The sequence below is a fragment of the Lentibacillus jeotgali genome, from assembly GCF_000224785.1.
Lineage (GTDB): Bacteria > Bacillota > Bacilli > Bacillales > Amphibacillaceae > Lentibacillus > Lentibacillus jeotgali.
In genome coordinates this window covers 25,565-51,196 of sequence record NZ_AGAV01000005.1, presented here as the reverse complement: position 1 = coordinate 51,196, position 25,632 = coordinate 25,565, and the positions used below count along the sequence as shown (strand labels likewise).

Annotated in this window: 25 protein-coding genes, 2 pseudogenes and 1 riboswitch; of the genes and pseudogenes, 5 read left to right on the top strand and 22 right to left on the bottom strand. The window is 39.7% G+C overall.

Annotated elements, in window-relative coordinates; translation table 11 throughout:
* Nucleotides 1–102: 102 nt before the first annotated feature.
* The 6 genes from ON01_RS03000 to ON01_RS02975 form a co-directional block, all read right to left on the bottom strand.
* Nucleotides 103–1,506 (bottom strand): YfcC family protein, encoded by a 1,404-nt coding sequence (locus ON01_RS03000; protein WP_010529520.1) that lies wholly within the window; start codon nucleotides 1,504–1,506, stop codon nucleotides 103–105.
* A 163-nt stretch (nucleotides 1,507–1,669) separates the two neighbouring features.
* A riboswitch (SAM riboswitch) is annotated at nucleotides 1,670–1,783 on the bottom strand.
* Between the two features lie 310 nt (nucleotides 1,784–2,093).
* Nucleotides 2,094–2,906 (bottom strand): 3'(2'),5'-bisphosphate nucleotidase CysQ, encoded by an 813-nt coding sequence (gene cysQ / locus ON01_RS02995; protein WP_010529519.1) that lies wholly within the window; start codon nucleotides 2,904–2,906, stop codon nucleotides 2,094–2,096.
* Nucleotides 2,906–3,508 (bottom strand): adenylyl-sulfate kinase, encoded by a 603-nt coding sequence (gene cysC, locus ON01_RS02990; protein WP_010529518.1) that lies wholly within the window; start codon nucleotides 3,506–3,508, stop codon nucleotides 2,906–2,908. The genes cysQ and cysC overlap by 1 nt, the downstream gene beginning before the upstream one ends.
* Before the next feature lie 10 nt (nucleotides 3,509–3,518).
* A complete protein-coding gene (locus ON01_RS02985) occupies nucleotides 3,519–5,309 on the bottom strand; it encodes an SLC13 family permease (RefSeq protein ID WP_010529517.1) in 1,791 nt (596 codons plus the stop codon).
* A gap of 38 nt (nucleotides 5,310–5,347) precedes the next feature.
* Entirely contained in the window at nucleotides 5,348–6,526 is a 1,179-nt protein-coding gene (gene sat / locus ON01_RS02980; protein WP_010529516.1) for a sulfate adenylyltransferase, read from the bottom strand.
* A gap of 60 nt (nucleotides 6,527–6,586) precedes the next feature.
* Entirely contained in the window at nucleotides 6,587–7,654 is a 1,068-nt protein-coding gene (locus ON01_RS02975; protein WP_010529515.1) for a sulfotransferase, read from the bottom strand.
* 252 nt (nucleotides 7,655–7,906) lie between these two features.
* Between ON01_RS02975 and ON01_RS02970 the strand changes: the two genes are divergently transcribed.
* Complete coding sequence (locus ON01_RS02970; RefSeq protein WP_010529514.1) at nucleotides 7,907–8,503, top strand: TetR/AcrR family transcriptional regulator; 597 nt, start codon at nucleotides 7,907–7,909, stop codon at nucleotides 8,501–8,503.
* A 389-nt stretch (nucleotides 8,504–8,892) separates the two neighbouring features.
* Here the strand turns inward: ON01_RS02970 and ON01_RS02965 are convergent, their stop codons facing one another.
* Together ON01_RS02965 and ON01_RS02960 are read right to left on the bottom strand one after the other, a co-directional pair.
* Nucleotides 8,893–9,321 (bottom strand): YugN family protein, encoded by a 429-nt coding sequence (locus ON01_RS02965; RefSeq protein WP_010529513.1) that lies wholly within the window; start codon nucleotides 9,319–9,321, stop codon nucleotides 8,893–8,895.
* A 122-nt stretch (nucleotides 9,322–9,443) separates the two neighbouring features.
* A complete protein-coding gene (locus ON01_RS02960; protein ID WP_010529512.1) occupies nucleotides 9,444–9,866 on the bottom strand; it encodes a pyridoxamine 5'-phosphate oxidase family protein in 423 nt (140 codons plus the stop codon).
* A gap of 205 nt (nucleotides 9,867–10,071) precedes the next feature.
* Here ON01_RS02960 and ON01_RS02955 point away from each other — a divergent pair, with 205 nt between their 5' ends.
* Nucleotides 10,072–11,007: an AEC family transporter gene (locus ON01_RS02955; RefSeq protein ID WP_010529511.1), complete on the top strand. Its 936-nt coding sequence runs from the start codon at nucleotides 10,072–10,074 to the stop codon at nucleotides 11,005–11,007.
* Nucleotides 11,008–11,113: 106 nt separating this feature from the next.
* On the opposite strand, the gene ON01_RS02950 is transcribed toward ON01_RS02955, so the two are convergent.
* The 7 genes from ON01_RS02950 to ON01_RS02920 all read right to left on the bottom strand — a co-directional run bounded on the left by ON01_RS02950 (nucleotide 11,114) and on the right by ON01_RS02920 (nucleotide 16,587).
* Nucleotides 11,114–11,803: an ABC transporter ATP-binding protein gene (locus ON01_RS02950; RefSeq protein ID WP_010529510.1), complete on the bottom strand. Its 690-nt coding sequence runs from the start codon at nucleotides 11,801–11,803 to the stop codon at nucleotides 11,114–11,116.
* Between the two features lie 3 nt (nucleotides 11,804–11,806).
* Nucleotides 11,807–12,874, bottom strand: coding sequence for an ABC transporter permease (locus ON01_RS02945; protein WP_010529509.1), 1,068 nt, complete (start codon nucleotides 12,872–12,874; stop codon nucleotides 11,807–11,809).
* A 203-nt stretch (nucleotides 12,875–13,077) separates the two neighbouring features.
* Nucleotides 13,078–13,668, bottom strand: coding sequence for a TetR/AcrR family transcriptional regulator (locus ON01_RS02940; RefSeq protein ID WP_010529508.1), 591 nt, complete (start codon nucleotides 13,666–13,668; stop codon nucleotides 13,078–13,080).
* Between the two features lie 156 nt (nucleotides 13,669–13,824).
* Nucleotides 13,825–14,115 (bottom strand): DUF378 domain-containing protein, encoded by a 291-nt coding sequence (locus ON01_RS02935; RefSeq protein WP_010529507.1) that lies wholly within the window; start codon nucleotides 14,113–14,115, stop codon nucleotides 13,825–13,827.
* A 116-nt stretch (nucleotides 14,116–14,231) separates the two neighbouring features.
* On the bottom strand, nucleotides 14,232–14,651 hold the full coding sequence (locus tag ON01_RS02930) for a TIGR02328 family protein (protein WP_010529506.1): 420 nt from the start codon (nucleotides 14,649–14,651) through the stop codon (nucleotides 14,232–14,234).
* A gap of 51 nt (nucleotides 14,652–14,702) precedes the next feature.
* Nucleotides 14,703–15,449, bottom strand: a complete 747-nt coding sequence (locus tag ON01_RS02925) for an SDR family NAD(P)-dependent oxidoreductase (protein WP_010529505.1) — start codon at nucleotides 15,447–15,449, stop codon at nucleotides 14,703–14,705.
* A gap of 262 nt (nucleotides 15,450–15,711) precedes the next feature.
* Nucleotides 15,712–16,587 (bottom strand): LysR family transcriptional regulator, encoded by an 876-nt coding sequence (locus ON01_RS02920; RefSeq protein ID WP_010529504.1) that lies wholly within the window; start codon nucleotides 16,585–16,587, stop codon nucleotides 15,712–15,714.
* 130 nt (nucleotides 16,588–16,717) lie between these two features.
* Between ON01_RS02920 and ON01_RS19435 the strand changes: the two are divergent.
* Nucleotides 16,718–16,917: pseudogene (locus tag ON01_RS19435) on the top strand (oxidoreductase); the annotation flags it as partial.
* A 159-nt stretch (nucleotides 16,918–17,076) separates the two neighbouring features.
* Nucleotides 17,077–17,655 carry a DapH/DapD/GlmU-related protein gene (locus tag ON01_RS02915; protein WP_010529502.1) on the top strand — a complete coding sequence of 193 codons (579 nt, stop codon included), beginning with the start codon at nucleotides 17,077–17,079 and terminating at the stop codon, nucleotides 17,653–17,655.
* A 316-nt stretch (nucleotides 17,656–17,971) separates the two neighbouring features.
* Here the strand turns inward: ON01_RS02915 and ON01_RS19150 are convergent.
* The 6 genes and pseudogenes from ON01_RS19150 to ON01_RS02890 form a co-directional block, all read right to left on the bottom strand.
* A pseudogene (locus ON01_RS19150) lies at nucleotides 17,972–18,073 on the bottom strand (IS200/IS605 family transposase); the annotation flags it as partial.
* Nucleotides 18,074–18,103: 30 nt separating this feature from the next.
* Nucleotides 18,104–19,549 carry a sodium:solute symporter family protein gene (locus tag ON01_RS02910; protein WP_010529501.1) on the bottom strand — a complete coding sequence of 482 codons (1,446 nt, stop codon included), beginning with the start codon at nucleotides 19,547–19,549 and terminating at the stop codon, nucleotides 18,104–18,106.
* A 152-nt stretch (nucleotides 19,550–19,701) separates the two neighbouring features.
* Complete coding sequence (gene lplA, locus ON01_RS02905; RefSeq protein ID WP_010529500.1) at nucleotides 19,702–20,733, bottom strand: lipoate--protein ligase; 1,032 nt, start codon at nucleotides 20,731–20,733, stop codon at nucleotides 19,702–19,704.
* 12 nt (nucleotides 20,734–20,745) lie between these two features.
* A complete protein-coding gene (locus tag ON01_RS02900) occupies nucleotides 20,746–21,630 on the bottom strand; it encodes an SIR2 family NAD-dependent protein deacylase (RefSeq protein WP_083838335.1) in 885 nt (294 codons plus the stop codon).
* A gap of 9 nt (nucleotides 21,631–21,639) precedes the next feature.
* Nucleotides 21,640–22,434: a protein-ADP-ribose hydrolase gene (locus ON01_RS02895; protein ID WP_010529498.1), complete on the bottom strand. Its 795-nt coding sequence runs from the start codon at nucleotides 22,432–22,434 to the stop codon at nucleotides 21,640–21,642.
* Nucleotides 22,435–22,526: 92 nt separating this feature from the next.
* On the bottom strand, nucleotides 22,527–22,859 hold the full coding sequence (locus ON01_RS02890) for a glycine cleavage system H family protein (RefSeq protein ID WP_010529497.1): 333 nt from the start codon (nucleotides 22,857–22,859) through the stop codon (nucleotides 22,527–22,529).
* Between the two features lie 215 nt (nucleotides 22,860–23,074).
* On the opposite strand from ON01_RS02890, the gene ON01_RS02885 reads away from it, so the two are divergent.
* Nucleotides 23,075–24,265, top strand: a complete 1,191-nt coding sequence (locus tag ON01_RS02885) for an NADH-dependent flavin oxidoreductase (RefSeq protein WP_010529496.1) — start codon at nucleotides 23,075–23,077, stop codon at nucleotides 24,263–24,265.
* Nucleotides 24,266–24,431: 166 nt separating this feature from the next.
* Here ON01_RS02885 and ON01_RS02880 read toward each other — a convergent pair whose 3' ends face one another.
* A complete protein-coding gene (locus tag ON01_RS02880) occupies nucleotides 24,432–25,532 on the bottom strand; it encodes a PQQ-dependent sugar dehydrogenase (RefSeq protein ID WP_010529495.1) in 1,101 nt (366 codons plus the stop codon).
* Nucleotides 25,533–25,632 lie beyond the last annotated feature (100 nt).

The window sequence follows — 25,632 nt, the reverse complement described above, 5'->3', positions numbered from 1 at the left end:
ATTTGACAAGTTTATACCTTCATTTAATTTTATATAAAAGTTTAATGTATCTCGGATCTTCCACAAAGTATGAATTGAGCTTATAAAAGTTCAATTGAAGTGTTAAATCCCCCAATTAATCAAGACACTAATGACTAAAGCAGCCCAAGATATAGCGAGTGCTATAATGACAAACGGAAATATATACCGAAGCCATTTTCCATAAGGTACCTTACATAATCCAAGCATTGCCATTAGCCCACCTAATGTAGGTGAAAATAGATTTGTAATACCATCCCCAATTTGAAACGCCAGGATTGTCGTTTGCCGTGTAATGTCTAGCATATCACTAACCGGGATCATAATTGGTAACGTAACTAATGCCTGGCCACTGCCACTTGGAATGAGAATATTAATAATCGACTGTGACATCGTCATGAATACAGCAGCCAGCGTGGTTGGCAAATGCTCCAGTACCGAGACAAGACCATGAGCAATCGTATCACTGATATTTCCCTGGTTCATTACCACTTGCACCGCCATTGCTACACCAATCAGAATGGCTGCCAGTGCACTGGGTTCAAGTGCTTTTGAAAAGGCATTAGCGATTTGACTGGAATTCATTCCTGCAATAATCCCGCAGACAATTCCAATCATGAGAAATATCGCAGCAACTTCATTAATATACCAACCCTGTGTAAAAATGCCGGCTAACATAGTACTAAACCCTAGAATAACCACAAGTAACATCACAATATCCTTTTTTCTCATTTGATACGAGTCAAGTGGTTTACTAAGTTGCATGTCCTGGGTATTAATGCCATGGGCCAGGCTATTCTTCTGATCCCTTAAAATCTTTTTAAAATACCTGACATTATAATAAGCCAATACAGACAAAACGAGAATTACTAAGATACTTCTGAAGAACCATCCCGAAAAAAGTGGCATTTCCGCTATCTTATGCCCTACACCTACCGTATAAGGATTGAACGGCGAAAGACCAAATCCTACAAGTACTCCGCCTATTCCAATACCTGCGCCGAGCATTGCATCCCCGCCTATGGAAACACTTAATAACACAGCAATTGGAATAAGAGCAATATTATTTTCGAGCCCAACAAAGATCCCAAAAAATCCATAAACAAATGTCATAATCACAACAATAAGGAAACGTCTTTTCATACCAATTTTACGAATCAATGTGCCAACCGTATTCTCAAGCATCCCTGTTTTTTCCAGCAGTCCAAACATCATTGCTGCAGCAAATGTGATAAAAACGATATCAGCCATTTCCCGGAACCCTTCAGGAATCGCAGTGAATAAGTCCATAATACCAACTGGATTGTTCTCTACATATTCAAATGACCCAGGAATGGTTCGATTTGTGCCGTCAATGGTTTCCCTTTCATAAGATCCGGCTGGAATAATATACGTCAAAATAGCTGCGGCAACAACAATATAAAATAATAATGCCAGTGGATGCGGAATGCGATCCAACAATTTTTTATTTTTCTTATCATTATACATATTCATTCATCCTTTGCACCCGAGTATTACTGGTATTTCTGAAATTTTTCGAAGTCTTTGTTTTGATTTTTTCTGTGTGTGATGTTATCCCCCTTATTGTTTAGCAGACTCTATGGATAAAAAAATAGCCTCTTTCAATGGGCAAGAGACTAAATATCTATTCGTCTTATCTCCCAGAATAAAAAACCTGTTATTCTGCAGGAATTGGCACCTTTCCTTCTAATAAGGAGGTTGCCGGACGTCATCGGGCCTGTCCCTTAGTCACTCTAGATAAGCATAAGTTATAAAATTTTGAAGTTACATTAATGTTGGAATAATTGTATACTTGGGGGACTATTTTGTCAACGGGTATGAAGCGATTTTTGTTGAAAAGTGTCGATTACAGTCGAATAGATGTGCTTATATTGGGGGAAGCTTGTAGGGTTATATGATTATTATGAAAAGGTTGAATTAAAAAAGAGGTCTCCAAAAAGTACAGTAACTCAATGGACACCTCTCTAAATTCTTATCTCAACTAATATCGCTCACTTTATCGGTGGAGCAACATAATACTGTTGCAACTTGCCTATGCAGTTACACATCCTTTATTAATCTTGTCTGCCCTCCACTACAAACCAACCGTTCCTCAAATTCTCACGATTGTAGTAGAAACGTTCCCTGTCTTCATGCCTTAATACTTTACCACCTGCTGCCTCAACAATGGCTTGACCTGCTCCGGTATCCCATTCCATTGTCGGTGCAAAACGTGGATAGTAAACCGCTTGTCCCTCTGCTACGAGACAAAACTTCAACGAGCTTCCAGCCGAGACAACGTCAACATGGTTATGGTCAGCTTTCAAACGATCAATAAAGGCTTGTGTATCGTCAGACATATGCGATCGGCTAGCAACGACTTTCACCGTCCCGGAACCGTTCGCTTCTGGAAGGCGTATACTTTTATTGACTAAATCATGTTCACTGCTTATAGATTTCTCTGATGCTTGTTCTAATTTGTAGGCCCCCAAATCCTTTTTTCCATAATAAAATGTATCTGACACGGGAGCATAGATGGCGCCTATGACAGGGTATTGACCTTCAACCAGTGCAATATTTACAGTGAATTCACCATTGCCTTTAATAAATTCCTTGGTACCATCTAGAGGATCTACTAACCAGAATGTATCCCAATCTTTGCGTTCTTCAAACGATACATCTGCACCTTCTTCACTTAAAACTGGGATTTGCCGATACTCTGATTTAAGATTCTCCATAATAGCCTGATGCGCAAGTTCATCTGCGATAGTTAAGGGGGAATGATCATCCTTCGTTTCCACTTCAAAGTCTTGCACATAGATGTCTAAAATCTCACGACCGGCTTTTAATGAGGTTTCTAATAATTTGGTTAAATCAACTGCTTTCATTACGACACATACCCTTTCTCCCTCAAATACTTGATGATGACTTGGACCGACTCCTCTAAGGATTGCTTATCCGTTTCTACCGTTACTTCCGGCTTAACTGGTTCTTCATACGGTGCATCAATCCCAGTAAAGCCTTGGATGCCACCAGCACGTGCTTTTTGGTACAATCCTTTAGGGTCACGCTCTTCACAAGCTTCTATACTGCATTTCACATAGACTTCAATGAATTCGTTATCCTCAAGCAACGCTCTTACACGATCCCGGTCCTCACGGTAAGGTGAGATAAATGCTGTGAGGGTTACCAATCCAGCATCAACCATAAGATTCGCTACTTCCCCAATACGACGGATATTCTCTGTGCGATCCTCAGGGCTGAAACCCAAATTCTTGTTTAAACCGTGACGGACATTATCGCCATCTAAGCGATACGTGTGTACACCTAATTCATGGAGTTCTTTTTCTAAGGAAACAGATATCGTCGATTTCCCTGATCCCGATAGTCCAGTAAACCATAAAACAGCACTCTTGTGTTTTTTAATCTCTTGTCGATCTTGCTTAGTTACTATTGAATCATGCCATACAATATTTTTAGATTCACTCATTCTATTCCTCCTAAAACCACCCATAGTAGACAATCGTAACGGCAATCATCATTACGATGACACTTAAGGGGGCTCCTACTTTGATATAATCCTTGAATTTATATCCACCTGGTCCATAGACAATTAAATTGGTTTGATACCCTATAGGTGTAATGAAGGCTGCTGAAGCTGCAATGGCCACGACGATAGCAAATGCTGTAGGATCTTTACCCACTTGCTCGGCGGTGGACACCGCAATCGGGATCATCATCGCAGCTGCCGCGTTATTAGTGATGGTTTCTGTAAAAACATTCGTTATCAGATAGATGAACACTAAAAGCGCAAAGGTCCCAAGGGGTTGACCAATTTGGACAAGTCCTGATGCGACCCACCTCGCTGCACCCGTTTCATCGAGCGCTGCCCCAATTCCGAGGGCACTCGCTATAAGTAGCAAAATATTAAATTGTACGTTCTTTTTCGCCTCTTCAGGTGTAATCACCTTGGTAACGAGCAAAATAATCACTGCGAGACTCATCGCTTTAAACATAGATAGCACTTGAAAAACGACTAAAAGAATCATCACTAACAGCGTGCTAACAGCGATCCAACCTTTTTTCTTCTCGCTTTTAGCCTCTTGTTCGGAAACCAGTGTTGTGTCCAAAGGCGTAACGATATAAAAACCATTGTTTTGACTGTGCCGCTTCCTAAAATCAGCGCCCGCCAATAGCAGCAGGGTGTCACCTGGTTTCAACGTAATATCACCAATTTTACTTTTGATGCGCTCATTGTTACGATGAACGGCAATCACAGCGGCATCATATTTGCTACGAAACTGCGTATCCTTTAACTTACTGTAAAGCAGTGACGACTGATGTGACACAACCGCTTCAACGAGCTCTGAATGTTTACTCTCTAATGCATCTAAAGACAAATCGGAATCTGACTCCAAGCGCAGTCCTTGAATCTTTTGTAATTCAGCAAGCGTTGAAACGATGCCTGTGAAAATCAGACGGTCACCGGCTTGGATTTTTGTTGTTGATTTAACTGGACTGATGCGTTCATCCCCCCGGATGATTTCAATCAAAAACAGCCCCTGTAAATTGCGCAAACCGGCACGCTCGATAGATTGATTAATAAAGGCGAAATGAGGCTCAACAGCCATTTCTGCTAAGTATTCCCGAGCAGCATCATCAAAGGTCCTTGATAACGATTTGTAATTGGGTAACAGTTTGTAACCCATAGTCGCAATATAGATCAAACCAACAATCGCTGCGGGGATTCCAACAGTCGCCAATTGGAAAAACGAAAAACCTTGATAATCGCTATCCGTCAGCCAACCATGTATAACTAAATTGGTTGAGGTCCCCATTAAAGTGATCATACCGCCTAGAATTGTACAATAAGACAGTGGAATCAAGAACTTTGAAGGGGACAGGTGATGATCCTCACACCACTTTCGGATAATCGGGGTAAAAGTGGCCACAATGGGTGTATTATTCACAAATGCCGATAATCCAGAAAGAGGAAACATCATAGTGAATAAATTCCACTTCGGCTTCCGATCTGGATTGAGCACACGTGTCATCAACTTATCAAAAAAACCGCTTTTTCGAATTGCTCCGGCGACAATAAACAGCAGGGCAATCGTCAACATACCTTCATTAGAGAAGCCTTGAAGGGCTTCCTCTGGCGACAAAATCCCCGTTAGTAAGAACACTATCAAAACACTAACAAGAATCATATCAGGCCGGGCAACTTCAAGCATTAGCCCGACTAGCATTAATACAACAACGACTAATACAAACCCAATTTCCCACGTCACAATCTATCACGCCTTATTTGCAACATGCATTAACCTACTCAGTTTTCTTTCATACCCCTAACCAAGACTTCAGCGACTTCCGGACGTGTGAACTGTGGTGGCGGAAATTCACCATTACGCAATAAGCCGCGCACTTTAGTGCCACTTAAAATAAAACGATCTTCATTGTCATGCGGACACGTCTTCATGGAGGCCATTTGGTCACATTTCTGGCAATAGAAGCTCTGCTCAAACTTAAAGATGTGCATCCCCATTTCTTCTTCGTACTGACTAATTAACTCTTGCGCTTCATACGTACCATAGTAATCGCCAACACCCGCATGATCACGGCCAACGACAAAGTGGGTGCAACCATAGTTTTTCCGTACAAGCGCGTGAAGAATGGCTTCTCGAGGGCCGCCATAGCGCATCGCGGCCGGGTAAATGGCCAAGCGCACGCGATCCTTAGGATAATAGTTTTCTAGCAGGACTTGGTAACTCTCCATTCGGACATCAGCCGGAATGTCATCGCTTTTCGTTTCACCGACTAATGGATTGAGTAGTAAGCCGTCAACACTCTCCAAGGCGAGTTTTTGAATATACTCATGGGCTCGGTGTACTGGATTCCGCGTTTGGAAACCGACAACCGTGTTCCAGCCTAAATCAGCAAATAAGGCCCGAGTTTCCGTCGGTTTATAATAAAAACTTTCAAATGGCTTATGGTTCGGCCGATTGATCATATAAATTGGCCCAGCCAAATACACGTCACCGTTGTCATACAAACGTTTGACACCCGGATGTTTCTCTTCCGTCGTTCCATAAACGTTTTTCGCTTCTTTTTCTTTATTAGGCTGATATTTTTCTTCTAGTTGTAATATACCGTAAGTGACACCATCTTCACCTTGAAGGGCTACTTCTTGTCCGATTTGCAAACCATTCGCCATGTCGGAAGTGACTGGTAAAGTGATAGGGATACTCCAAACCTCGCCACTCGCCAAATGAAGATTTTCGACGACATTATCATAGTCCTTTTCACCCATAAATCCGGTTAACGGGCTAAAGCCGCCAATCGCGATCAATTCGACGTCGGAAATGCTCCATTTTGAAATCGTTAGAGCTGGGATATTTTCTAATTTGTTTAAGTAGGATTCGCGTTCCGCTCCTGTTAATTCGCGTTGAATCAATTCACCGCCGTGCGGTGTTATGGTTGTTTGTCCTTTATGCATTAGTGATGTCATCATTTAAACCTCCATTAATAGTAAGCTTGTAATAGATTCACTAGATTCAGTTCAAAGTAATCAGACATACTCCAGTAATTTCAATGCCGGCTCACTCGCCTTTTCAAGCTGCTTTCGCTTTTCCGGTGGTAATTCGGTCCAAGTATCTGGTTTCGGTCGAATCATAGAAGCACTTCGTTCGACCCACCTTTCATTTTCCTCTGGATTAGATGATGCCGGCTGTATAAATTGAATGACACGCCTTAATTGATCTTGCGGTGTTTCCATGAGCGTCTCATAACAAAGATAAAGCACTTGCTCTGAAGGTAGTTTCGCAAGATTCTCGGCAGCTGAAACCAAGGAGGAAGATAAGTTTTCACCCAAAACATCATACGGCATTTCAAATTGTTTCAATTTCTCCACTTCAAAGTAATCCGGGTGTAACCATTTGAACTCGCCCAAACGGGATATATCGCTATTCGGATTCGCTGGATCCTCTCCAGTGATTTCCCTAGCCTTTTTTAATGCCTTATCTAACTTAACAGGCTGAAAGCGGTTGAATGCCATTGCGGTTTCTCGTACATCTCGATATAAAAATATGAATTTTGCATCCGGAAACATTTGAACTAAACGATCCGTGAAGTTGACCGATAACCCAGATCGCTCAACACAAACATCCCGCTCGAATCGGTTAAGTAACCAATTGAATAACCGACGATATTGACGATCAAGCCGGTCTTCCGGAAATTGAGTCACCACAGATTCCAGTTCTTCAAACAATTGGTCTGGATATTCCGTTAGATGGGGAAGTGTCATTAGAAGCATCCCTGGTATCCCTGTTTCCATATTAAATTGTGATGTATCAGAAACTTGATACAACATTTCTTTAACTTGCATCCCTTTATTGATATAAGGGCCTAAATGTATGGGTTCCTTTTTGGAAAGAAAGTCCCAAAATTGTTTTCCATCCCATATTTCCAGGGATAATCCCGGCCAATGATTTTTTTCCACACTAGAACCAGAATCGTTAATGTGAATGGACAAGAAGAATTCCGAAAGACTAAGTATATTTGGATGTAAGTTAATACAATTTGAAATGGCTGTTGAGCCACTTCTTCCCGTTGAAATAATGAAAACCGGCTTTGTCATAAGACCATCTCCTCAAAAATTAGATTTTCATAATCAATGCCTAAGCCTCCTGTTTATAGACCTCCCTTCCTATGGCATTTGCCATCGTATGACTTAAGAACTAATAATTATGAACTAGTTGTTTATTAATCAACACTTTGTATATTATAATTATAGTAACGGCTATTAAATGGTTCAATAATCAGTTTTCTTACTTTTGTTGATTATTGAACAAAACTAAGAAAATGTTGATACATAAAAAGGAGTTTTTACATGGCCAAAAAAGAGGATCGCCGTATAAGAAAATCCAGACAATTGATAAAAGAGGCATTTATTGACCTTATGCACGAGAAAGGATTTAGGGGTATTAGTGTTTATGATATTGCTGACAAGGCAGATATTAACCGCGGAACTTTCTATTTACATTACCAAGACAAATTCGATCTTTTTGAAAAATATGTCGATGAATTATTAAATGAGCTTATTGCAACGATTGAAATATCGAATCAAGAAAAAGAAACACTCAACAAACAGAAAATGAGAGAAAGACAACCTTATGTTGAATTTTTTAAACATTTCCAAGAACATGCTTGCTTTTATGAAGCCATGTTTAAATATCAAGGTGATACTTATTTTTACAACCGGTTTATCGACATATTTAAAAACCACTTCTGTCAGGAGATTAAAAAGCTAAGGATTCATGATGATTGGTTAAAGGTTGATAAGGCCTTTTTGATTCATTCTATGGTTTATGCCCATTTGGGCAGCATCAATTATTGGATAGAAAATGGCATGTCAGATTCGGCTGAAACAATGGGAGAACAATTAAATACTTTACTATGTGCCATCGCAAGAGTAGGTCACGATTAACAATGACGATATTTCTAAAGACGAATCAACACATGATCATTATGTCTTTTTTCGCCCATCCCAGTGGAAAATGAGGAATAAAACTGGGGTATCTACAAGGTCTCGCCAATATTTTGCAAAAACCTTAAAGAACTCAAAATATAACAAAGCCTAATTTCTCAATGTTATAAGCGAGAAATCAGGCTTTTACAACCAATTATTACTGTGATAAATATTGAGGAGGTCATAACTAAATTTATCAACTTAAAGACGAACAATATCACGATTAAGCGGAGTATATTTCCGAAGCGGATTATTTGCACTAACCATTTATTCTAGTTGTTCGGGTTCTTGTTTGAAAAAGATACTTTTGTCCCGACCTCTCAGCTAGCCGTTCCTGATACACAACATTACGATGTTTTTTTCAGAACGTCAATCGTATTGATCACTCTATCTATTTCCTTTTCACCAGCTTCTTCCCAACGGCTTTTATCAGTTATGTTCCCATCCTTGTCAACAGGCTTTTGGAACTGATTGAAGCCTGTTGTGGTGAGCAATGAGTTTTCATCCCAATCCAATCCCGTGTTTACGACATGCTTGATGACATATGGCGTCCGGAATTCCAAATAGGCATTAGCACTGTCAAGTTCCCCTTCAATGACGTCAAACGGAACTCTGACATAGATTGTCTCACCGCCTTCCCGACACAGAACCATATCGAATTTCCCACGGTCATATTCCCAGTTCCCACAAAGAGTGTATCCATTAGACCGGAACTTTCTGTACACATCACCAAAATAGGCTTTTCTTCCTTCAATTTCTGTCTCCAGTTTTAGCATGTATCTTCACTCCTCGAATAAGATATCATGATTAAGTTTAACCAAATGACGGCATAAAATACCTCGAAATCTATACTAAAAACATCTGTTTGAATACTAATCCAAATATTTGGCCTCCCTTGCTAAAACTCTACCGTTTTCGGCTCAGCACCCTTTTTGTTCATGATTCTTATCGTAACTGGTGTAATCTCCAGCACAATATAGTTTGAATCATCCGGTCCATTAAACCAGTACTCCATGTATGAGTTCCACAATTCATGTTTTAGTTCAACACTACTGTTTATAGCGACTTTCCCTTCATACTCCACATATTCATCACCAAACCCTTTCCCTTCATAGCCTAATAAAATATGAGTGTATGGGTTTGCTTTTATTTCTTCTGATTTATGCGTTTCTATGCTTGTTGCTGTATAAAGCTTTAAACCTTTTCGGATAAAGGTCATATATCTTGAATGTGGTTTATTCTGTTTAACAGTCGCCATCGTACCAACAGCGTTGTCATCTATAATTTTTTCAATAGTCGTTTTTCTTTCCTGCTGGCTCAATTGATGCACTCCTTCTATTCAATAGTAAGTTATTTACAAAAGTAAGCATCGTGATGATTAAGTATTTATCCGTATTATTAACCTGTAAAATAAAGCAATACAAAAAAATTATGATTAATTTATTTAACAATGAAGTCAGAAGAAACGTTCCTTCGTATAAACCAATTAAGGTATATGCTCATATAGTACAGCAGGAGTGATCACTATGGATTCAGCATGGGCGTTTCTGCAGGAGATGGTTCATCTTTATATGATTGCGCTAATTGGATTTATGGTACGGAAAAAAGGCATTTTAAATCAAAACACTGATTATGTACTGACACAGCTCATTTTATATATCACACTTCCTGCCCTCATTATATTTTCATTAGATATTCCCTTTTCATTTTCCTTGGTTAAAGAATTCCTTTTGCTCTTGGGAATGTCTGCTTATATCCTATTGCTGTCCATTTTTCTTGCTGGATGGATGCGGAGGCGCTCAAAACTTTTAGATAGGCAGAGAAGTGTTTATGAAGGACTTATTATCTTTGGCAATCAGGGGTATATTGGCTTCGCAGTCATTTTTGCTGTTTTTGGAGAGCAGGGTATTGTTTATTTAACCATGTTTAACTTGATTTATTTCATTCTCATATGGACATATGGTATTTACTTATTCACAAAAGACAAATCTCAGATAGAGTGGACAAAAATATTTTTAAACCCTGGCGTGCTTTCAACATTGACAGGAATGGTGGTTTTGTTCCTTCCAATCAGCTGGCCGGGTTTATTTACAGATACATTTGAAAGTGTCGGAAAGATGACTGTTCCGCTTTCAATGATTTTGATCGGCAGTTTAATCGCAAATATAAGCTACAAAGACTTTGCCTTTCTGTTGAAAAACGTTTATGTATGGAAAGCAATAATGCTCAAGCTTCTTATCATTCCACTGCTGCTGATTCCTTTTGCAGCTTTTTCAGTACCATTCTCTTTACTCATGATAGCCGTTCTTACAGCAGGCATGCCTTCCGCTCCAACAATGTCACTTTATGCGCAAAAATTTGGAGCTGACACACATTTTGCCTCTTTAGGTGTGATGATTTCCAGTTTGCTAGGTGTCCTTACGATTCCATTGTTATATATTGTTTTACACCTGATTCATTAATAAGGAGAACATTATAAAACCATCGCCACAAACAAAACCGCTCGAGACCCTATAAGGTAAGGGCGAGCGGTTTAATTAATTCTATGACTATAAATGTAATTCATTATTAGAGATTCCCTGCACCTTGCTGTTGCAAGCGAATTTCACCGTCAGTGATGGCATACACCTTATCACAATAGTCAAGCAACCGTGTGTCATGTGTCACCACAATTGTTGTCTTGTTTCTCTTTTTGGTTAAATCTTTAAGCATCTTCATGACTTCAAATGCCCGATCAGTATCCAGTGATGCAGTCGGTTCATCTGCCAAGAGGAAACTGGGATCGCTGTATAATCCTTTCGCAATTGCAACACGTTGCTGCTCACCGCCGGAAAGCTCAGATGGATACTTATCTCTCAATTGCCCAATACCCAATGACTGATATAAATCCTGCAATTCGTCTTTGGAGAGATTATTTGTTTTTACTTTATCCAGTAGTTCCATTTGCTCATCCACTGTCAGAAATGGAACCAGATTGGATGCCTGAAGAATAAATCCAATCTCATGCAAACGAATGTTGGATCGTTTCTTTTCCTTCATCTGTGTTATATTATTCCCGTTTATCGTTACTTCCCCACGACTGGGCGATTGAAGGCCTCCGGCAATCGTCAAGAATGTACTCTTACCGGATCCTGATGGCCCAACCACAACAATCAATTCACCACTTTCTGCAGTGAAATTGGTCTTTTTTAGAGCTGCCACCATTGTATGCCCTGCTCCAAACACTTTATGGACGTCTTGCATTTCAAGTGCTGGCATGATTTAGCCTCCTATCGCTTTTAACGGATCTATTTTTACTATCGTCCTGACTGAAATTAATGCGCCTAATACAGACACCGCAATCAACACTAGCCCATACAACAGCATTACCAAATAATCAAATGCAACTGGAACGGCAGTTGGCAGAAAGAATCCGGTCAGAATTGTCAACAGAAAGCCTATTGCAACACCGGCAACAGCCAATTGAAAAGTTTGGGCAACAACAGAATTTGCCAAGTACTTGCTGGAGATTCCCTGTGCCTTCATAACTCCGAACATACTTACTTTTTGAATGGTTAACACATAAAGGAAAATGGCCAGGATAACAGCTGAAATAATAAACAAGAAATAAATCATAAAGGTTAGTGTCAGATTCTGGGCTGTATAGCCGGGGAGATTTTCGATAAATGTTGATGTCTCAACTACCTGTAATCCGTTATCAACAGAGACATCTGCTAAATTACCTCCGCGAACAACAAAACCGTTAACCATACCTTCATTATTTTCTGCTTCCTCACCGAAGCGGACTTGCTGTAATGTACCCAGGTTCGTATATAAAACAGGAGCAGCATTGAACTGGGCATTGTCTGTGAAACCTACAATCGTTAAAGTCACATCCGAAGACGATATCTCAAGTTCATCCCCAATTTCAAATCCTTCTTCCTTCAAGGTATCATCCGCAATGACTTCTCCTTCTTCTGAAAATGGTTCGCCCTCAATCACGTCAGGCATAATAAATTCATCTGCTTTGATTCCAAAGATTGATACATTGGACTGGCGTTCTCCGACACTGGCAATTGCATTTAATTGGCCTAATGCCGCATAAGCTTCTACCCCATTACCATTAAAATCGTCTACCTTCATATTGGAACGGGGTAGGTTTATGTCAGATTCTTCTGTCAGGATGATACCATCCGCATTCCACTTATCAACTGCTTCCCGATTTAATTGTTCCAATCCATTAGCTAATCCAGACAAGAAAAACACAAGATATGAGACAAGAACAAGCACTCCTGTTATCAGTGTATAGCGCAGTTTATTATATTTGATTTCCTTCCATGCTAAAAACATTGCATTCCTCCTCATGAGTAACACCTTATATTTTAAATTAACTTATCACTTGATAAGTTAATTGCATAAATCTTTTATAATAAATATATATATAAATCATTGGCTAGAATAACTTATTTATATCACATTTCCATCTAATTTATCAATTGATAAATTACATGCAAAAGAAGTGGTTACAAGCAAACAAATCCATCCTCTCGAAATCAAGACTTTTTCGTCCCATGCAAAATCAGGTCCACAAGTAATGTGTACTGACCCGCTAACGATTCAGATTGATATTTCAATGTAGACATCGTTTGTCCCATTGTCAACAAGCAAAAGCGGGCTGCTTCTTCCGGTGAAATCGTGTCCCTTAATAAACCATCCTCTTTCATCTCTTCAAAAATCTTAATAAACGGATCTAGATACGTTTCCTTCCATAATAAATAAATGTGACGACGATTTTCTTCTTTGAATTCAACGAAAATATCATGAACCATCGTCATAATGCTTGCAGGGTGTTCCCTCGATAACACTTCCAGCATGGCTTCCAGGCGCTCAGATATCGTCTCTGCAGATATCGCTTCTATTTTTGACTGTATGTTCATCACGAATGACTCAAGCATTGCAATATACAGTGATTGCTTGTCTGGAAAATGGTAATAAAGAGCAGGTTGGGTGATTTTGCATTTTGCAGCAATCTCTCTGGTCGTCACCGCCCGAAAACCTTTTTCCATGAATAGCTGCTGTGCTACTTTCAAAATCCGATCTCTCGTCCATTCTAAATCCTCTTTTTCCGTTCGTGATTTTTTCATAAAGCTTACTCCTTTATAAACCTTTCATTACCAAACATTTTACCTAATTTCGTATCAATTAGCATCTTAAACAGCCACTTCAACATAAAAAAAATGAGACTGTTGCTGTCGTTAGCAACAGTCCCATGTTCATTTAAATGTGATATTGACATGTCATTACTTATCACGAAACGGCTCGTTCTCTTCACTAAATTCCGTCGCGTAATTCATATTTCCGGATTCCCTAACGCCTTCATTACCATGCTCGCCTTCATCTACCGGGTCAAATAATAATGGCAGGCAAAACAAAGCCCCGACTCCGACAAGTGTATATACAACTCTAGACAAAGCAGCTTCCTGTCCACCAAAAAGTGTTGCTACTAAATCCCATTGAAACAATCCAATTAAACCCCAATTAAGTGCACCGATGATGACTAAGACCAAGGCAATACGTTGAATGGTTCTCATGATGACACCTCCAAACTTTAGTCGTTCTTTGCATCTTTAAAAATTGCCAATAACATTATCAGCGAAGAGCTTTCCATCTTATTATTAAAATGACTGCCTGATATTATACAATTATTTTACAAATCATTTTGTTCGCAGCGTATATCTTCCACGGACAATGGAAATCCTTTATCGCGTAAATTTTCAATGCACTCTTGCAAATAAGCTTCATCATGTTCGGGGTAAATTGTCTCCCCTGACTCTTTTACAAAAGTGGTGTTTCCGTAAAAACTTTGATGATTATGCCGAGAACATTGTTTACCTCGATAAAATGGATCCTCCCACAAAGGGTTAACTCGATAACCCCTTGACCTCATTTCAACCATAACCTTCTCATGGTATAAAAAAAGCCGCTCCGGGCTATATCGAAACACATACTGAACAGTAGCATGATTCTTTCCCCAACCATTCCCCCTAAGCGCACAACACTCCCGGTGCTGCCCGAGTAATTGGTAACGTGGCAATGCTGGAATCAATGATTCATGCCATAATCTCATCCTTTTTGACCTCCAATAATGCACTTCTAATCTGACTACTAGGAATTTTATTTACTCATCCGCAGTGCCAAGTGTCATTCCACCATCAACAACAATTTCTGTTCCCGTGCAGTAAGGGCTTTCATCAGAGGCAAGAAATGCTACAACCCTAGCAATTTCAATTGGTTGTCCAATACGTCCCAATGGCACTGAATCGTAATAAGCGGGAACACCCTTACTTTGAGTGACCATTTCAGTGTTGATTCCACCTGGATGGACCATATTCACTCGAATTCCTGTTGGCCCTAATTCTATAGCTGCAGCTTTGGACATTGCAACCACAGATGATTTTGTCGCGGCATAAGCAGAGGATTTGCTAATTGGAGCAAATGCAGAAATCGATACATTGTTTATAATGGAGCCTTTTTGTTGCTTCTCCATTTGCGGAACAACTGCTTGCATCCCCATAAAAACGCCAAGTTGATTGACATTAATCAACGCTTGATAATCTTCAAGCGTTGTCTCTCTAAATGGTTTGCGTTTAAAAGCTCCAGCATTATTCACTAACACGTCAAGCTTATCAAATTTATTTATAATCTTATCAACTGCTGATTTCCATTCTAACTCTTTTGTGACATCTAACTGAACCGGGAAGGCATGCTCTTCACCAACCATCTTAGCCACTTCTTCAGCCTCATCATAGTTACGAGCACCAACCCCTACTATAGCTCCCAAGGTGGCAAGGTGCTGAGCAATTGCTTTTCCCTGTCCTCGATTAGCCCCAGTAACAAGAATGACATGATTGTTTAAATTCGGCATACACACACTCCTTCTGTTATCATTACAAAACACTGCTTATATGTAAATCTTTAAAGAATAAGCTTCATGTTATCATGGTTCAATAAAACAATAATTATGTAACAGCTCTCCATTGTCACCTTTATCGACATAAACGAAACATAACGTTTGGACATTTCACTTGTTGACATGAACACTAAGTCAATGAGTCCTCAGGCTAAATACCATAAGTCAACACCATTCCGACCTTGGGGAAGGGTGGTTTTTAATCTAAAAAACGTCATTATAAATTATTTCGAAGTTGACTTAAAAACTTGTTTGCTGCACTTGAAAATACTTGATGTTTTTTCCATATAATATTTAATCCAGCTTCGAGTTTAGGGCTCAGGCGGCGAAAGCAAAGGTCACTATCTCCTGATGTATTAATAATTCTATCAATACATAGGGCATATCCAATGTCTTCTTTCACCATTAATGACGCATTATAAAGTAAGTTATAACTGCCTGTAATCGTCAGGTTTTCCATCTCTTGACCAAACCATCCCGCTAATTCATTACTGACTGCAGTTTGGCGTGACGTAATAAGCGGTTTATCGATTAAATCTTCCGGCTGAATGAAAGGCTTATCTGCCAGCGGGCTTGTTCTTAGCATGAGTACACCCCATATGTCTGTAGCCGGTAATTTTATGTAGTCATATTTTTGTTTATCCAATGGTTCGATAACAACCCCAAAGTCTAATAATCCGCTGTCTATCTTAGCAGTAACATCATCTGCGTTACCGCTATATACATGAAATTTAATACTGGGATGATCAGTGAGAACTTCGTTTAATGTTTTGGCAATAATTTGCATACCTTCCGTTTCTCCGCCGCCAATATATATTTCCCCACTAATAATGTCTGCAGGCTGATTAAAATTTGCTTCGGTTTTATCAACTAATTCAACAATTTCTTTTGCCTTTTCTAATAGGAATACGCCTTCATCTGTCAACGAGATTTTTCGGCTTCCTCTTATAAATAAAGTCGTTCCCAGTTCCTTTTCAAGATCATTTAATTGTCTTGATAACGTAGGTTGCGATAGATGTAAATAGCTTGCCGCTGCCGAGATACTTTCTTGATTTGCTACCGTCATAAAATAACGTAAAACCCGGATTTCCATGGTAGCCTCCTAATAACAGATATAACAAACAGGCATAACTAATTATTTAATATAGGTATTTGTTATTTTTCATACTATCATCTTATAATGTTATTGAAAAGTTTTAAAAAGGTTACAAAGGTTGAAGATAACCAGTTATCCAGCTGCCATCAAAACGGAATTACTGGAAACAATCACGGATAAAGAAACCGCAGAGGGGGCAAATGCGATGTACAACCAATATCAAATCGGGCCAGACCGGTTGCCAATGTTGTCGCATTTGCGATCGATCAGCCAGGGGATACCAATGTAAACGAGTTTACGATTGGGCCAACAACACAACCTTGGTAATCAAGAAAATGTGACAGTGAAAGTCACACCGCTCGAAGCATAATTGGCGATTAAGTGAATAAATAGAGGGGAATTATCGTCGATTCGGCGACATTCCCATCAGAGAGTGGCGAGCACTCATTTAAGTGAAAAACTACTGCCTGGAAGGGAACGTATAAAATGGAATTAGAAAAACTTTTATCCAAAATGGCAACGGATGGTGTGATTCATGGTGGTTCAGAAGTCAATGAAGCAATGACTGCAGTATCAGAGGAAGCGAGACGCTTATGTGCTCAATTGAATACTGGCGTTTACACAAATGAGCAAATCAGGCAGCAGGTTTCGCAAATTGTCGGTCAGGAATTCGATGAAGATTTTTCGTTGTTTTTACCATTTACCACAGATTTCGGGAAAAACATTAAAATAGGGAAAAACGTATTCATTAATTCTGGATGCCGATTTCAAGATCAAGGTCAAATCATCATCGGGGATCAAAGTTTAATCGGTCATAATGTGGTTTTGGCAACGATCAATCATGATTATCATCCATTAAATAGAGGAACCATGCATCTTAAACCAATTGTATTGAAGGAGAGAACCTGGATCGGCTCTAATACAACCATTCTTCCGGGTGTTACAGTTGGCGAAAATTCAGTTGTTGCAGCTGGATCCGTCGTAACCAAAGATGTCGAACCCAATACCATTGTCGGCGGTAATCCCGCAAGATTTATAGCAAATTTAGAGGATAAAATAAAATAATTATAACAAATACTGTCGCTTTAACTAGTTATAGATAGAGGACAAATGCAAAATGGATACGATTAAAGTAACCATACCATTACTGGGATTTGATGTAGAAATGGGCAAACGATTGCTATACCACAATCCAGTAATTCTATTCATGTGGTCAATAATGTGAAAGCAGCTCATTAACCCAACCTACCAAGAAAAAGCCTCTTGCTTTATGGTGAGTAAGCATTATTTCACATTGAACTTAAGTCTAATAGTGGTTGTTCAAAAAAATCCGGTAAAAATGACACGTGTAGCTTTAAACGACCATCTGCTAAAGCAGGTGGTCGTTTAAGCAAATTGTATCCACATAATACCCTCTTGCCCAGTGTCTATTTCCCATTTTCTTATATTCTGGATGCCGATCAAATATCATTAACGCACTTTTTGGGGTCGTTCCTGTTGTCGACTATTTATCTTATTTTACTTTCATTTTCATATTTAACACTTCGTTTTGATTATTTTGTTTTGTTAAAAGTGTTACAAACAGTAGTATTGCTATCGATAATGGTAAACCGATAAAAATAGGATGTATCCCAAAAGGATGACCTGAAATCTGCCAAATGACGGCTGTGATCAAACCGCCCCACATTGAAGCAACACCAGCGACATTCGTCACCTTTTTCCAAAATAAGCCAAACATTACTGGTGCTAGTAGACCTGAGACAGACATCGCAGTTCCAGTAACCATCAAATTAACCAATTCCGGAATTGTCAGGGCTGCCACAAGCGCAACAATAGATACGGCCAAAACGGAAATCTTACTATAAAACAGCATTTTTTGATTATCAAACTGTTTAAAGTTCGGTCTGATGATATCGTTTACTATAGAGGATGAACCTGCTATAAAGAAGGAGTCTGCACTTGATATAACGGTTGCCAATAGCACAACAATCATCACAACAACGATAGAGAATGGGAAGACATCTTCAATAACACCATAATAAATGAGTGCCGGATCAATATTTTCCAATCTTAAACCGTATCGGCTGAATACACCGATTGCAACAACAAACGCAGCTGTTAAAATAGCAATGATCATGGAAATCCAATAGCCATTTTTCGCTGTCTTGACATTTTTAGCTGCCCAAACACGCTGCCAAAGATCTTGTCTAATAAATTGATAAACGCCCAACGTCAAAAGATATATGAATATCTCACTTGGTTTAATATTCATAATGCTCATCATATTTTCCTGGTTAACAGAGCTGGCATATCCAGAAATGTCACCCCAGTTTCCAGCGGCTATCAGCACTATTAAAAACATGAGGATGATGCCCAATGTTTGAATTGTCCCGTGAATAACATCTTGCCAAATAACAGCCTTCAGTCCACCAAAATAAGTTTTTAATGTTAACAATGCCCACCCGATAAAAATTCCTAGAGTCACATTTAACCCGATCGTCAAATTCAGTATCGTGGCAATCGCAACAAACTGCATACCGGTCATGGCACAGTATGAAAATAAAATACTAATGACAGTCGGAATACGCGCCTGTTTACCATAACGCAAGGAAGTATAGTCACCCACCGTGACCATGTTATGATTTTCCCCCAGGCGTCTGATCCGCTTGAGCAAAAATAATGCAAAAATAATGACGGAAAAGAGCATCGTAATATTAATCCACTGCTCTCCCATTCCTAATCTGTAACCATTCTCCATATAACCTAATAATGTTGATCCGCCAACGCCAGTTCCAATAAATGTTAAAATTATAGGAAAAAGCGTCACAGATCTGCCGGCAACATTATAATCTTCATACGTTTTCGTTTTCCGGTTCATATACAAAGCCAAAGCAAACAGAAAAATAAAGTAAACAAAGACAATGACTGCTAATATAATTCGTTCATCACCACTAAACATACCATTACTCACCTCTATAAAATCCAAAACAATAGATTTAAAAGCTCCGTTTGATAAAAAGCCTCACAGCTATTCATGCATGAACAGTTGCGAGGTTCTCCTATTTCTATAGATATTTTTCAATTCCATCCTTTTCTCTATGTTCATAACGCTTATGCATTTTCACTTAAGATAAAGCTAACAAATTCTTCTTTTGTTACATTTCCGAAATAATCAGCTAAATCAAAAGGTTCCAACGCGTTTAATAAGTCCTCTTTTCTTAACCGTACCCTGACTATAGCTCCTTCAATGTCTTTTATATCTTTTGTCCCAAAGAAGTCACCTGTAATCTGGATGGCAGCGATTTTAGCATGCTCAATCGTTAAGCCAACGCTAATCGTTCCAATTGAAAAACGTTCTGTTAAACGATATTCGAACTGATTAAAGCGGCCATAGTTCCAGTCCCAATTATGATATTTCTCAGCAGCAATCTTATCAACACCGGCCCAATCTTCCGGCGTTAATTCATACCGCTTGGCTTCACTTATATCATTGACTTCAAGTAATTGGCATATCATATAATCCGTAAAATCCCAAACTGTCATATCATGATATTCAGGGGCTAAATGGGGACGGATTGCCCCCACCCGGCTGCGGACGGACTGAATGCCGTGTGATTGAATCTTCTTGTGGTTTGGATTCAAGACAGTCGCCATTGCTTCATAATCAGGATCCAACAGTAACGAATACCCGGCGTAAACACGGCCTTGCTGCAGGGTCATCGCCGCACCGGAAACTTTCTTCCCATCTAAAACCAAATCATTGCGGCCTTGATATTCCAGATTATCTACACCCAACTTTTCAAGTGCTTTAACGGCCGGTTCATACAAACGTGCATAATTCCCATAAATATCGCTATTGCCATCAAATAAGAAGCAAAAACTCATATTGCGATCATCAAGGTAAACGGCGCCGCCTCCTGATTCCCGACGGATGATTTTAATATCATGTTCATCCATGTAAGGCTGGTTGACTTCTTCATATGCATTCTGAAATTTGCCAATTTGAACGGCCGGATCCATCAAATATGGAAACAGAACATCCCCATCCAGGAAAACATGATCTTTCACATATTCCTGCAAAGCCATTACCATTCCCGGGTCATAGATCCATTCCCCATTACGCTTCGATTCAATTAAATACATTTGCTGCCCTCCCTATTCATCTGCCATGGTATGTAACACGTCAGCAATATCTTCATCAATCCGCACTGTTTGCGGACGAATCGCTCGTGGTATGAAATAATCTCTTTGATTCATGGTCACAAACAGCGCTTTCGTATTTTCCTGTGTCATTTGCTGAAAAGGATGTTTAATAAATTGCGGCGTTGTATGTCCCACACCAATTTCCAAAAAGAGTACTTTCTTATCCTCATTTTCTTTTAAGAATTGTTCATAGCGTTCTTTCTGTTCATGGAAATGAGCATCTTCGACCATGCCTTTTTCCTCATTGCGTTTGTTAATTTCTAAACCGGCACCACATTTCGGACAATGCGGAACGAGACTTTCGGGTATCTTCATATTCGATTGTTCCCTAACCATTTGGCGGATTAAGGCTTCATCGTGATACGTTTCTTGGTGACAATGTTCTGAACACTGCCACAATCCGTATTCTCCTTGAATGCGAAATACGTTGTCCATATCGAACTTCGCTGCGTAAAACGCATTATCAGCATTCGTTGTAATAATATGGTAGTTTTTCCCCGACATTAAGTTCCGTAAATCAATATAGGCCTGTCCTACAGGCTGGTCAAAAAAATTCAACAAACTGAAGCGACTTTGGAACGCCCAATATTCCTGTTCATCTTCAAAATTAAAAAGACTGGCCTGTAACATATCTAAGAAGCGATACTTCGCTATAAAATCAGGAAAGGCATCCGTAAATCGCCTTCCTGCATAGGTAAACCCAGCCGCTGCAGATAATCCTGCACCGACCCCAATGACAATTGCCTCGGCTTCATCTATTAATTGATGTAATAAGTCGGCTTGTGACAAAGATGACTTCATCGTTAATGTCTGCCAAGGTCCATCAAGCTGCTGCATCACAATCACCTATTCTTTCCGCGCTAATAATGACTGATAGATTTGTAAATCCTCATCTTTAAACACATTAAAAATAACTTGAAGCTTTGTCCCAGTGTTTCTTATATATTGTTTCACCGTCTGAATCGCAATTTCAGCCGCGCGCTGATTTGGGAAATTAAATTCACCTGTTGAAATGCAGCAAAATGCCATGCTGTTTAATTGATACGCATCCGCTAATGCTAAACACGAATAATAAGACGAAGCCAGTAAGTGTTCTTTTAACGGGGAGACACCACGTTCATCGATAAATGGTCCAACAGTATGTATAACATAATTTGAAGGCAGGTTGTAAGCTTTCGTCATTTTCGCTTTCCCCATCGGTTCTTTGCGGCCTTGTGCCTTTATCAGCTCATCACAAGCTAACCGCAATTGCACGCCCGCTCGGGTATGTATGATATTGTCGATACAATGATGGTTGGCTTGCGTGCAACCGAGCAATTCACTATTGGCTGCATTCACAATTGCATCAACTGCCAGACGCGTCATATCACCTTGCCATAAATAAAGTTGCGGCTGAACAGCTTCTAGATCAGGCAATGAGGTTACATTTCGTTCGTTATTCCACTGAGTTAAGAAAGCATCTTGAACCTGAAGAAATTGTTCTGACACTGATTCAGGTTGTCGGATATTACACAATCCCCGAAACAACGCTATTTTATCTTCAGCAGTATCCGCTTTATCTCGAATCAATTGTTCGGCAGCGTTTGGATTCTCACTCCCTAAATAATCATTCAGATAATTCAATCTAGCATCTTGATCCATATCCTGCTCCTCCCCTTATAAAAATAGACCTATTACAACGGTTAACCAGCTATCTGATTAAAAGTGGAATAGGTCTGTCAAGCATTTATTCATTAAGCTTCTTCTAATTGGTTAAATGCTTCTTCGTCCACCTCTTTTAATTTCACTACCCAATTTTCTTCCGTTTTGGCTGAGTTTAAAAGGGTAGGTTCACTAATCGCTGCTTCATTGCGCTCAACCACTTTGCCAGCTAATGGAGACGCCATTTCAAAAACAGTCTTAGAAGCTTCTAGATTTAAAATGGCATCATCTACGTTAAGCGTATCCCCATTTGTGTATTCTACAAATCCAATTGTTCCAATATCATCTTGTAATTCCGGTGTCATACTTATCGTATAAACGTCATCATTTTTTTCTATAAATAAGAAATTTGCTCGTTTTGTCATTATAAACCCTCTCTCTTTAATAATTTTCTAATATATGTCAGTTTATCATGAATACGTAATACCTCCAACGGAACCGCTTGGTTTGCCAAAATTTTGATATTATGTGATGCATTTATCTTTATCAAATCCACTTAAAGAAAATTTTTGTTAAATTGACACCATCTGGCATTGGTGGTAGCGTTAAATGAACAGCAAATACAGCATGATGGAGGGAATTGGATATTAAAACAACAGAACGATACAGACCTTTATTTGAAACGATCACCTTGCCAAATGGTATTGAATTAGATAATCGCTTTGTCCTATCCCCGATGATCACCAATTCTTCAACCATTGAAGGGTATGTAACGCAAGAAGATTTGGCTTATGCGAAAAGGCGTGCTTATTCAGCCCCTCTGCAAATTACAGGTGCGGCGTACATCGAGGAATATGGGCAATTATTTGAATATGGCTTTAGTATCGACGATGATCGCAGCATCCAAGGACTTAAGCAACTTGCCCAGGCAATGAAAAAAGACGGCGCTAAGGCAATTGTTCAATTAACGCATGCCGGCCGTTTCTCCAAAATATCGCTTAAGGACTTTGGTGTTGTTTACGGTCCAAGTAGAATGAACTTGAAAACGCCTGTTGAACATACCGTCTTACCGATGACCAAACGCAAAATCGGACATGTCATTGCCCAATACGCTGATGCAACCCGTCGTGCCATTAAAGCCGGTTTTGATGGCGTTGAAATTTCAAGTGCTCAGCGCTTACTCATTCAGACGTTCTTATCCACTTTTTCAAATAAGCGTGATGATGAATACGGTGCTCAAACGATTGAAAACCGTGCACGTTTTGGGATTGAAGTGATGAGGGCCGTTCAGAATGTTATTGATGAAGAAGCACCCGCTGACTTTATTCTCGGTTTTCGCGGTACGCCAGAAGAAACACGTGGCAATAAGATTGGATACAGTATAGAAGAATTCCTTTATTTCATGGATAGAATCATGGAAGTGTCAAAGATCCAATATTTAGCTACTGCAAGTTGGGGCAAGAATATTTATCAACAAACGATTCGTCAAGGTAAATTTAAAGATGAATTCATGAATCAAGTTGTTTACGAACATATTGCTGGTCGTATTCCAGTTATGGCCACTGGCGGTATCAACTCACCAGAAAAAGCACTGGAAGCCTTCCAATTCTCTGATATGATCGGTGCGTCTACACCTTTCGTTACCGAACCTGACTTTGTTACCAAATTAAAAGAAGGTTTGGAAGATGAGATTAACTTAAGTTTTTCTCCAGAAGAACTAGCCGATTTAGCAATTCCCGAAAGAGCCTTTAAAGACATTGTTGAATTAATGGATATTGGCGGGTCACTTTCAGAGGCTTCCCGTCAGGAATTGCGCAGATTATATAAATAATGGTGAACAATAGCGAAAAAACATCAACCCATATTAAACTTCTTTTAGAGATAAGGGTTGATGTTTTTTCGAAATACATTAGCTTTTCAAAAACCCCGTGTCCAAGCGTCACAATTATTCTTTCTACCGTTTTTATCATATTCGATATGACAGCTTACCCTTCTAGTTAATCCAATTCAGAAAGTGATATTCTGTACAGCCTGTCATCACTTTCCTCTGGCGTACCACGTCCATCTCTATTATTACTTATAAAATAAAGATAGCTATCGTCAACCAGCACATCCCGGATTCTTCCAAGACCGGTGATGACTTCGCGATGTTCACCTGTTTCGAGATCAAATTCTATAACAGCAGAGCCTCTTAATGCTGCAACGTACAATTTATCATCATCATAATCCATGCCGGATGGTGCCCAAGTTGAATCATCTCCAGAGGTGAATCGCGGCGTAACCATCCCTTCTTGTTCTTCATTGCCTTCAATAACCGGCCAGCCGTAATTTTGGCCGGCTTCAATTCGATTAATTTCATCATTTGCATCGTTGCCATGTTCACTGGCATATAGCGTTCCATCAGACGTCCAGGTAAGACCTTGAGGATTTCGATGCCCATAGCTATAGACATAGGAATCCGGAAATGGGTTATCACTTGGTATCGATCCGTCCAGATTCATTCTTAGAATTTTTCCGCCTAACGAATCAGGATCCTGTGCTATCTCACTGTCAGAAGCATCTCCGGCTGTTGCATAAAGATATCCATCCGGACCTATTTTAATTCTGCCTCCATGATGGTAAGCGCCACTGGGGATTTGATCGAGTAGCAGACTCTCTTCTCTCCACACATTATCTTCCAAACGGAGTGTGATGATGCGATTAAATTGGTCGTCGCCGTCTTCATACGTATAATAGGCGTAAGCTAGGTTTGATTCGGAAAAGTCGGGAGCAAGAACAAATCCGAGTAGACCTGCTTCCGAACCTGTGGATACCTCTTGCTCAAGCTCTACAGTTTGCCGTTCCACTTCCCCATTTTCAATTTCTGCGATTGAGCCAGATCTTTCTGTCAAATAGAATGTGTTATTAAGTTTTTCGATGGACCATGGCACCTCAAGATTTTCCGCAATAACTTCAATACTTTCAACAGGCAATGATAACTTTTCCTGCTGTGTATTCTCCTGCTCATTGGAAGAATTTTGCTGATCATTTGCAGAACACCCGACAAGGAAAAGAATGCCCAGCAGGCAGGGACCCATCAAAATTTTTTCACCAACCATCACTCCTGATAAATAACCTAAATACGGCTAGTTCTTAAAGCAGATAATGGAAAGGATGCCCAAAAGTTGCTTTTTGGTACATCCTCGAAACAGCCAATGG

What these genes read in the sequence shown, in the direction of transcription:
- ON01_RS03000 (WP_010529520.1), bottom strand. Translation starts at nt 1,506, where the DNA reads ATGTATAATGATAAGAAAAATAAAAAATTGTTGGATCGCATTCCGCAT.
- cysQ (WP_010529519.1), bottom strand. Translation starts at nt 2,906, where the DNA reads ATGAAAGCAGTTGATTTAACCAAATTATTAGAAACCTCATTAAAAGCC.
- cysC (WP_010529518.1), bottom strand. Translation starts at nt 3,508, where the DNA reads ATGAGTGAATCTAAAAATATTGTATGGCATGATTCAATAGTAACTAAG.
- sat (WP_010529516.1), bottom strand. Translation starts at nt 6,526, where the DNA reads ATGACATCACTAATGCATAAAGGACAAACAACCATAACACCGCACGGC.
- ON01_RS02975 (WP_010529515.1), bottom strand. Translation starts at nt 7,654, where the DNA reads ATGACAAAGCCGGTTTTCATTATTTCAACGGGAAGAAGTGGCTCAACA.
- ON01_RS02970 (WP_010529514.1), top strand. Translation starts at nt 7,907, where the DNA reads ATGGCCAAAAAAGAGGATCGCCGTATAAGAAAATCCAGACAATTGATA.
- ON01_RS02965 (WP_010529513.1), bottom strand. Translation starts at nt 9,321, where the DNA reads ATGCTAAAACTGGAGACAGAAATTGAAGGAAGAAAAGCCTATTTTGGT.
- ON01_RS02955 (WP_010529511.1), top strand. Translation starts at nt 10,072, where the DNA reads ATGGATTCAGCATGGGCGTTTCTGCAGGAGATGGTTCATCTTTATATG.
- ON01_RS02950 (WP_010529510.1), bottom strand. Translation starts at nt 11,803, where the DNA reads ATGCCAGCACTTGAAATGCAAGACGTCCATAAAGTGTTTGGAGCAGGG.
- ON01_RS02945 (WP_010529509.1), bottom strand. Translation starts at nt 12,874, where the DNA reads ATGTTTTTAGCATGGAAGGAAATCAAATATAATAAACTGCGCTATACA.
- ON01_RS02940 (WP_010529508.1), bottom strand. Translation starts at nt 13,668, where the DNA reads ATGAAAAAATCACGAACGGAAAAAGAGGATTTAGAATGGACGAGAGAT.
- ON01_RS02935 (WP_010529507.1), bottom strand. Translation starts at nt 14,115, where the DNA reads ATGAGAACCATTCAACGTATTGCCTTGGTCTTAGTCATCATCGGTGCA.
- ON01_RS02930 (WP_010529506.1), bottom strand. Translation starts at nt 14,651, where the DNA reads ATGAGATTATGGCATGAATCATTGATTCCAGCATTGCCACGTTACCAA.
- ON01_RS02925 (WP_010529505.1), bottom strand. Translation starts at nt 15,449, where the DNA reads ATGCCGAATTTAAACAATCATGTCATTCTTGTTACTGGGGCTAATCGA.
- ON01_RS02920 (WP_010529504.1), bottom strand. Translation starts at nt 16,587, where the DNA reads ATGGAAATCCGGGTTTTACGTTATTTTATGACGGTAGCAAATCAAGAA.
- ON01_RS02915 (WP_010529502.1), top strand. Translation starts at nt 17,077, where the DNA reads ATGGAATTAGAAAAACTTTTATCCAAAATGGCAACGGATGGTGTGATT.
- ON01_RS02910 (WP_010529501.1), bottom strand. Translation starts at nt 19,549, where the DNA reads ATGTTTAGTGGTGATGAACGAATTATATTAGCAGTCATTGTCTTTGTT.
- lplA (WP_010529500.1), bottom strand. Translation starts at nt 20,733, where the DNA reads ATGTATTTAATTGAATCGAAGCGTAATGGGGAATGGATCTATGACCCG.
- ON01_RS02900 (WP_083838335.1), bottom strand. Translation starts at nt 21,630, where the DNA reads ATGCAGCAGCTTGATGGACCTTGGCAGACATTAACGATGAAGTCATCT.
- ON01_RS02895 (WP_010529498.1), bottom strand. Translation starts at nt 22,434, where the DNA reads ATGGATCAAGATGCTAGATTGAATTATCTGAATGATTATTTAGGGAGT.
- ON01_RS02890 (WP_010529497.1), bottom strand. Translation starts at nt 22,859, where the DNA reads ATGACAAAACGAGCAAATTTCTTATTTATAGAAAAAAATGATGACGTT.
- ON01_RS02880 (WP_010529495.1), bottom strand. Translation starts at nt 25,532, where the DNA reads ATGGTTGGTGAAAAAATTTTGATGGGTCCCTGCCTGCTGGGCATTCTT.